The following is a 7,395-nucleotide window of genomic DNA, read 5'->3' on the forward strand; positions in this document are numbered from 1 at the left end:
CGTTATCAAAGTTTGGTCAGGGACAGGCCGGCCCACGTCGCGAGCAGCCCGCCGAATACGCTGATGGCCGCATAGCCCAGGGCCAGCGGCACTTGCCCGCTTTCCAGCAGGCGCACCGTATCCAGTGAAAAGGATGAAAATGTCGTCAGCCCCCCTAGGAAGCCGACCATCAACCCGGCACGCACCTCGATCGGTACTTCCGGGCGTATCAAAAACAGGCCGTACAACACGCCAATCAGCAGACAGCCCACGATATTAACGGCCAGCGTCGCGGTATAGAAGTGCCGCGGCCAATTGGCGTTGACCCAATTGCCAGTGGCGAAGCGCAACAAGGTGCCGGCAATCCCGCCGACGGAGACTGCAACGATCAGTGGAACCACTATTTTCTCCGCTGCCGGGGGCTTAAACGATCAAGTTGGGCGAGGTGGTTGAGCTTTTCGCCGATCTTCAACTCCAGGCCACGGGGCACCGGCTGGTAGAACGGAATCGGGTCGAGTTCTTCCGGGAAATAGTCTTCGCCGGCCGCATAGGCGTCCGGTTCGTCGTGGGCGTAACGGTATTCGTCGCCATAACCCAATTGCTTCATCAATTTGGTCGGCGCATTGCGCAGGTGCAGCGGCACCTCCAGCGAGCCGTGTTCGGCGGCGGCTCGCAGTGCGGTCTTGAAGCCCATGTACACCGCATTGCTTTTCGGCGCACAGGCCAGATAAGTGATGGCCTGAGCCACTGCCAACTCACCTTCCGGGCTGCCGAGACGTTCCTGCACTTCCCACGCGGCCAGGCACAGGCTCAAGGCACGAGGGTCGGCGTTGCCGATGTCTTCGCTGGCCATGCGCACCACGCGCCGGGCCAGATACAGCGGATCGCAGCCGCCGTCGATCATTCGCGCAAACCAGTACAGCGCGCCGTCCGGATTGGAGCCGCGCACCGATTTGTGCAGTGCGGAAATCTGGTCGTAGAACGCTTCGCCGCCCTTGTCGAAACGCCGGCGAGTGTCGCCGAGCAGGCTTTGCAGCAGCTCGGTGCCCATCTCACTGTGGTCTTCGGCCAGGTCCGAGGCGTTTTCCAGCAAATTCAGCAGGCGCCGGCCATCGCCATCGGCGGCGGTCAGCAGCATCTGGAAGCCTTCATCGCTGAGGGTCAGATGACGCTTGCCCAGACCACGTTCTTCGGTGAGCGCGCGGTGCACCAGTTTGCGCAACGCCGCTTCGTCGAGGCTCTTGAGCACGTAGACCCGCGCCCGCGACAGCAATGCGTTGTTCAGTTCGAACGAAGGGTTTTCGGTGGTGGCGCCAATGAAGATCAGCGTGCCGTCTTCAACGTACGGCAGGAAGGCGTCCTGTTGAGACTTGTTGAAGCGGTGTACTTCATCGACAAACAGAATCGTGCGCTTGCCGTATTGGCCGGCCTGCTGCTTGGCGATTTCCACCGCCTGACGGATCTCCTTGACCCCGGCCAGCACCGCCGAAACCGTTTCGAAGTGCGCATCCGAGACTTCCGCCAGCAACCGCGCCAACGTGGTCTTGCCCACGCCCGGCGGCCCCCAGAAGATCATCGAATGCAGGGCACCCTGCTCCAGCGCCTCGCGCAGAGGCTTGCCGCGAGCGAGCACGTGTTCCTGACCGACGTACTCATCCAGATTGGTCGCCCGCAAACGGGCGGCCAGTGGCTGGGCAATCGGTGCACTGCGAAACAGATCCATCACGTACCGTTGAAACCTCTGTATTTATTCCTGGATCACATCGGCACCCTTCGGGATGTCGAACTTGAACTTCGATGCCGGGACCGCTTCGTTGGCCTTCACACCGGTAAACAGGATGTTGGTGCGCTGGCCGACGCTATCGATCAGTTGCATGTCATTGACCAGACCGTTGCGGAACGACAGACGCAGGCTGTCGAACAGGGTGTCCTTGGTTTTCGGCTTCAGGGTGAAGTCGATCACGCCGCCGGCCTCTTTGGCGGTGATGTCGAAACTCTGGCTGATTTTCGATACGTCGCCGGACAGCAACAGAGCCGGGGTCTGGGTCAGACGCTCATCGAGCTTCTTGATAGTGGCCTGTTCCAGGTCCGGGTCCCACAGGGTGACCTTCTTGCCGTCGGAGACCATGGTCTGCTCGGCGGGCGCATTGGTGTGCCAGTAGAACAGGCCCGGACGCTGCAGGGTCATGTCGCCGGTGGTTTCCTGCAACTGGGTGCCGCTGCCGTCGAGGGTCAGTTGGGAAAAATTGGCGGTCAGGGTCTTGGATGTTTCCAGCAATTGGGTCAGGCGAGCCACATCCTTGTCATCGGCGTGAGCCGTGAGGGTGGTCAGAGCCAGTACCGGCAGCAACATGCGGATAAGACGCATGGGAGTCCTCTTGAATACTCGTGGGAAAGTGGACGGCGCTTCATGCACCGCCCATTGCATTTGGATCAGGGTATCGAATCAGTCGCGTACCGGGCCAGGGGCCAGGACTTCGCGGGAACCGTTGGTGTTCATCGACGTCACGACCCCGGCCATTTCCATGGCTTCGATCATGCGCGCGGCACGGTTGTAACCGATCTTCAGCTTGCGCTGTACAGCGGAGATGGAGGCGCGACGGCTTTCCAGTACGAACTGCACGGCTTCGTCGTACAGCGCGTCGGCTTCCGGATCATCGCCGTCACCGCCGCCGCTGCTGCCTTCGAAACCACTGCCCGCCTCTTCGACACCGTTGAGGATGTCGTCGTTGTATTCCGGCGCGCCGCGCAGTTTCCAGGCTTCAACCACCCGGTGAACTTCATCGTCGGACACGAAGGCGCCGTGGACCCGAATCGGCAGGCTGGTGCCCGGCGGCATGTAGAGCATGTCACCGTGGCCGAGCAGTTGCTCGGCGCCGCCTTGGTCGATGATGGTCCGGGAGTCGATCTTGCTCGACACCTGGAACGCCATCCGGGTCGGGATGTTGGCCTTGATCAGACCGGTGATCACGTCCACCGACGGCCGCTGGGTCGCGAGGATCAGGTGGATACCGGCCGCACGCGCCTTCTGGGCGATTCGGGCGATCAGTTCTTCGACCTTCTTGCCGACGATCATCATCATGTCGGCGAATTCGTCCACGACCACGACGATGGTCGGCAGCTTCTGCAACAGTGGCGCTTCGTCGTGGATGCTTTCGCGTTTGTACAGCGGATCGCTCAGCGGCTCGCCGGCGTCCTGGGCTTCCTTGACCTTGGCGTTGAAGCCGGACAGGTTTCGCACGCCCATCTTCGCCATCAGCTTGTAGCGACGCTCCATCTCGGCCACGCTCCAGCGCAGGGCGTTGGCGGCGTCCTTCATGTCGGTCACGACCGGGCACAGCAGGTGCGGAATGCCTTCGTAGATCGACAGCTCGAGCATTTTCGGGTCGATCATGATCAGCTTGGCGTCGTCCGGGCCGGACTTGAACAGGATAGACAGAATCATCGCGTTCACGCCCACCGACTTACCGGAACCGGTGGTACCGGCCACCAGCAGGTGCGGCATCTTCGCCAGGTCGGTGATGACCGGCTTGCCGCCGATGTCGTGGCCCAGGGCCAGTGTGACCGGCGACTTGAAGTTGTCGTACTCAGGCGTCGACAGCACTTCGGAGAAGCGCACGATCTGCCGGTCTTCGTTGGGAATCTCGATACCGACCGTGGTCTTGCCCGGAATCACTTCCACCACCCGCACGCTGGTCACGGCCAGCGAACGTGCAAGGTCTTTCGCCAGGTTGGCGATACGACTGACCTTCACGCCCGCAGCAGGCTGGATTTCGTAACGGGTAATGACCGGACCGGGGTGAATCGAATCCACGGTGACTTCGACGCCGAATTCCTTGAGCTTGATCTCCAGCAAGTGGCCGACCGCCGCCAGGGATTCGGGCGAATAATTGAGTTGTTTCTTTTCTGCAGGATCGAGAATCGAGATCGGCGGCAAGGTGCCTTCCACGGCGCTGTCGACGAACAACGGCACCTGCTTCTCTTTCTGCACGCGCTTGCTTGGCTCCGGCGCCTTGACCGGGGCCGGGGCGATGACCGGCGGCACCTGTTTCTCGCGCTCGGACATGTGCTTGCTCAGGGCCTGCTCGCGCTCGATCAGACGTTCCTTGACCTTGGCCTGCTCGCGTTTGTCGGTGACCGTTGGTGCAACCACGTCATGCACGCGATCGTCGACTTCACGCAGTTGCGCGACCAGTTGCTTGCGCTCGGTACGCGCCGACCACCAACGGTTGACCGCGCCCTGGAACAGTTCGAACAGGTCGAGGGTGATCTTGCCGGTGATGTCCATCACCTTGAACCACGAAAGGTCGGTGAACACCGTCAGGCCGAACAGGAAGAGCGCAATGAACAGCAACGTGCTGCCCTGAATGTTCAGGGCATTGCGGGCCAGGTCACCAAGGCTTTCACCCAGCGCACCACCGGCGCCAGCCGGCAGGCCGGTGGCAGCATGGAAATGGATATGCGCCAGCGCGGCGCCGGACAACACCAGGAACACCAGTCCGATCAGGCGCCAGGAGAACAGCCAGCCGCTCCACTGCCACGGCTCGTGACGCTGACGGAAGATCTGATACGCCTTGATCGCCAGCAGCAACGGGAAGATATAGGCGAAGTAACCCAGCACCATGAACAGGATGTCGGCGCTGTAGGAGCCGGCCGGACCGCCGAAGTTCTGCACGTCGTCGATCTTGCTGTTGTGGCTCCAGCCCGGATCGTCCTTGCCGTAGGTCAGCAACGCCATCATCAGGAACAGGCACAAGGCGCCGATGGCGATCAATGCACCTTCCTTGAGCCGGTAGTGCAACTGTTGACGCCAGAGCGGAACGACTGTTTTTGGTGCTTCCGTGGATTTCTTCAAAACGCTTCTTTTCCTGCGCCAGAGGCGCGTCCATCTATTGAATGACGATAAAAAACTGCCCAATCCAGGCAGGTAAAAAATTGACGGGCGCAACGGAGACTAGTTTTAACACTGCGCCCCGCCTTTTATAAACACGGCACGCGGCGAATATTCTGTAACAGCCCGGCATTGTACGGGTTTGCGCGTTCGATGCCATGCTTCACGGCCGCTGGTTCAAGCATAGCCAAATGCACAACGCCCGGCGTTCAATTTGAGCATGCATTGTCTTTTGTGACAAAGGCTTATGAGGTGTATTTGATGAACGTAGCGAAGCATTCGCGCCTCATCTCCCCTGAGCGCTGCACATTGGCATCGGTGACCTTGCCCGCAGCGGTGTTGCGCCGGATTACGACCGCATCTGGATGCTCAAGTTGCAGCGGCACACACGCAGCACCGCAATGGAGGACATTCGCGTCATTTCCCGGCACACTTTACCGCGGGCCCAGCGCCCACCGCCCTCCCCTTCTGCAAGCCTGGACGCCATGCTGACTTGGTTACAACGCAATTCACTGACTTTCCCGCCACTGGAAAAGGCCATGCGCGATCCCAACGGACTGCTGGCGGCCGGAGGCGACCTGTCCGCCGATCGCTTGATCCAGGCCTATCGCCATGGCTGCTTTCCATGGTTTTCCGAAGGCCAGCCGATTCTCTGGTGGTCGCCGGATCCGCGCACCGTGCTTTTTCCCGACGAACTGCACGTCTCGCGCAGCCTCGGCAAACTGATGCGTAAACAACGCTATCGAGTGACCTTCGATCAGGATTTCGACGCCGTGATCCGCGCTTGCGCCGCTCCCCGGGAATACGCCGACGGCACCTGGATCACCGAAGCGATGCAGGACGCCTATATCGAATTGCATCGACGCGACTTTGCCCATTCGGTGGAAGTCTGGGATGAGGGCGAACTGGTCGGCGGCCTGTACGGCCTGGCGATGGGGCAACTGTTCTTCGGCGAGTCGATGTTCAGCCGCGCGGACAATGCCTCCAAGTACGGCTTTGCCACACTGGTGCAACATCTGAGAGAAGCCGGGTTCGTCCTGATCGACTGCCAGATGCCAACCGACCACCTGCACAGCCTCGGCGCCCGGGCCATTTCACGGCAGACATTCGCCGACTATCTGGCCCGACACCTCGATCAACCCAATCATGCGACCTGGGTTTGCTGAGCGACTTTTGCGCGCGTGGCTTACACTTAATTCACCAGCTTACCCTTGAGGGTTGATCATGACCGAGTTGGCGCGGTTGAAGTTTTATGCCACTCAGCCTCACTCTTGCAGTTATCTGCCCGAGGAACAGGCGACGACCCTGTTTCTCGATCCGAGCCAGCCCATGGATGTGCATGTCTACGCAGACCTGTCAGAAATGGGCTTTCGTCGCAGCGGCGATCACCTGTACCGCCCGCATTGCCAGAACTGCAATGCCTGCGTGCCTGCGCGCATTCCTGTTGCGCAGTTCAACCCCAACCGGCAGCAGAAACGCATTTTCAAGCGCAACGTCGATTTGCAGGTGCGCCCGGTCAAGCCGGCGTTCAGCGAAGAGTACTTCGACCTCTATCAGCGCTACATCGAACAGCGCCACGCCGACGGCGACATGTACCCGCCGAGCCGCGATCAATTCTCGACTTTTCTGGTACGCGACCTGCCCTTCTCACGCTTTTACGAGTTCCGGCTCGACGGACGGTTGCTCGCAGTTGCCGTGACCGATCTGCTGCCCAACGGCCTGTCGGCGGTCTACACCTTTTACGAACCGCAGGAAGAACGCCGCAGCCTCGGACGCTACGCGATCCTCTGGCAAATCGCCGAAGCCCAGCGGCTGGGGCTTGAGGCGGTGTACCTGGGTTACTGGATCAAAAACTGCAAAAAGATGAACTACAAGACCCAATATCGGCCTATCGAACTGCTGATCAATCAGCGCTGGGTCGTCCTGAACTGAATGCAAACCCTAAACCCCTTGGCGTAAACCCCATTTTTCGGGCACAATGCACGCCGCTTTTGCCTGGCGCAGTTGCACCGGGCCATTCATTGGATACCGAGGGCTTTACTGCATGTCGAAAGAAGACAGCTTCGAAATGGAAGGCACTGTCGTCGACACCCTGCCCAACACCATGTTTCGTGTGGAGTTGGAAAATGGGCACGTCGTAACCGCGCATATTTCCGGCAAGATGCGCAAGAACTACATTCGTATTCTTACCGGTGACAAAGTGCGCGTCGAGCTGACGCCCTATGACTTGAGCAAAGGGCGTATTACTTACCGCGCTCGCTAATCAAGTCAATACAAGACGCCCGGCTTAATGCCGGGCGTTTTTGTTTGTCTGGGTTTTGGGCTTGTGCTTGAGTTTTGGGTGTATATCCGTTGCTTCGGGAGCTGCCGCTGGCGGTTTCACTCTTACAGCGAGTCACTTTTTCAAACGCCAAAAAGGAACCAAAAGGCTTTTGCCCCGGCGTACGGCACTTCGCTTAGGCTCAGTGTTCCCTCGCTACGGTGTCCATCAGGGGGCATCGCCTACGGTTTGCTTCGCTGCACCT

7 protein-coding genes are annotated in these 7,395 nt (G+C 59.8%); 3 read left to right on the forward strand and 4 right to left on the reverse strand.

Features of this window, described 5'->3' with window-relative positions; genetic code table 11:
* Nucleotides 1–5: 5 nt before the first annotated feature.
* The 4 genes from crcB to JKA62_RS27200 all read right to left on the reverse strand — a co-directional run bounded on the left by crcB (nucleotide 6) and on the right by JKA62_RS27200 (nucleotide 4,834).
* On the reverse strand, nucleotides 6–380 hold the full coding sequence (gene crcB / locus JKA62_RS27185; RefSeq protein WP_007958188.1) for a fluoride efflux transporter CrcB: 375 nt from the start codon (nucleotides 378–380) through the stop codon (nucleotides 6–8).
* A complete protein-coding gene (locus tag JKA62_RS27190) occupies nucleotides 380–1,702 on the reverse strand; it encodes a replication-associated recombination protein A (protein ID WP_201820394.1) in 1,323 nt (440 codons plus the stop codon). Before JKA62_RS27190 ends, crcB begins: the two co-directional genes overlap by 1 nt.
* 24 nt (nucleotides 1,703–1,726) lie before the next feature.
* On the reverse strand, nucleotides 1,727–2,347 hold the full coding sequence (gene lolA / locus JKA62_RS27195; protein WP_011334944.1) for an outer membrane lipoprotein chaperone LolA: 621 nt from the start codon (nucleotides 2,345–2,347) through the stop codon (nucleotides 1,727–1,729).
* Between the two features lie 78 nt (nucleotides 2,348–2,425).
* On the reverse strand, nucleotides 2,426–4,834 hold the full coding sequence (locus JKA62_RS27200; protein ID WP_045121862.1) for a DNA translocase FtsK: 2,409 nt from the start codon (nucleotides 4,832–4,834) through the stop codon (nucleotides 2,426–2,428).
* Between the two features lie 521 nt (nucleotides 4,835–5,355).
* Between JKA62_RS27200 and aat the strand changes: the two genes are divergently transcribed.
* The 3 genes from aat to infA all read left to right on the forward strand — a co-directional run bounded on the left by aat (nucleotide 5,356) and on the right by infA (nucleotide 7,133).
* Nucleotides 5,356–6,036 carry a leucyl/phenylalanyl-tRNA--protein transferase gene (gene aat, locus JKA62_RS27205; protein ID WP_201820397.1) on the forward strand — a complete coding sequence of 227 codons (681 nt, stop codon included), beginning with the start codon at nucleotides 5,356–5,358 and terminating at the stop codon, nucleotides 6,034–6,036.
* 58 nt (nucleotides 6,037–6,094) lie between these two features.
* Nucleotides 6,095–6,802: an arginyltransferase gene (locus JKA62_RS27210; RefSeq protein WP_011334947.1), complete on the forward strand. Its 708-nt coding sequence runs from the start codon at nucleotides 6,095–6,097 to the stop codon at nucleotides 6,800–6,802.
* Between the two features lie 112 nt (nucleotides 6,803–6,914).
* Nucleotides 6,915–7,133, forward strand: a complete 219-nt coding sequence (gene infA / locus JKA62_RS27215) for a translation initiation factor IF-1 (RefSeq protein ID WP_002553999.1) — start codon at nucleotides 6,915–6,917, stop codon at nucleotides 7,131–7,133.
* Nucleotides 7,134–7,395 lie beyond the last annotated feature (262 nt).

Source organism: Pseudomonas sp. B7 (assembly GCF_016735645.1).
GTDB lineage: Bacteria > Pseudomonadota > Gammaproteobacteria > Pseudomonadales > Pseudomonadaceae > Aquipseudomonas > Aquipseudomonas glycinae.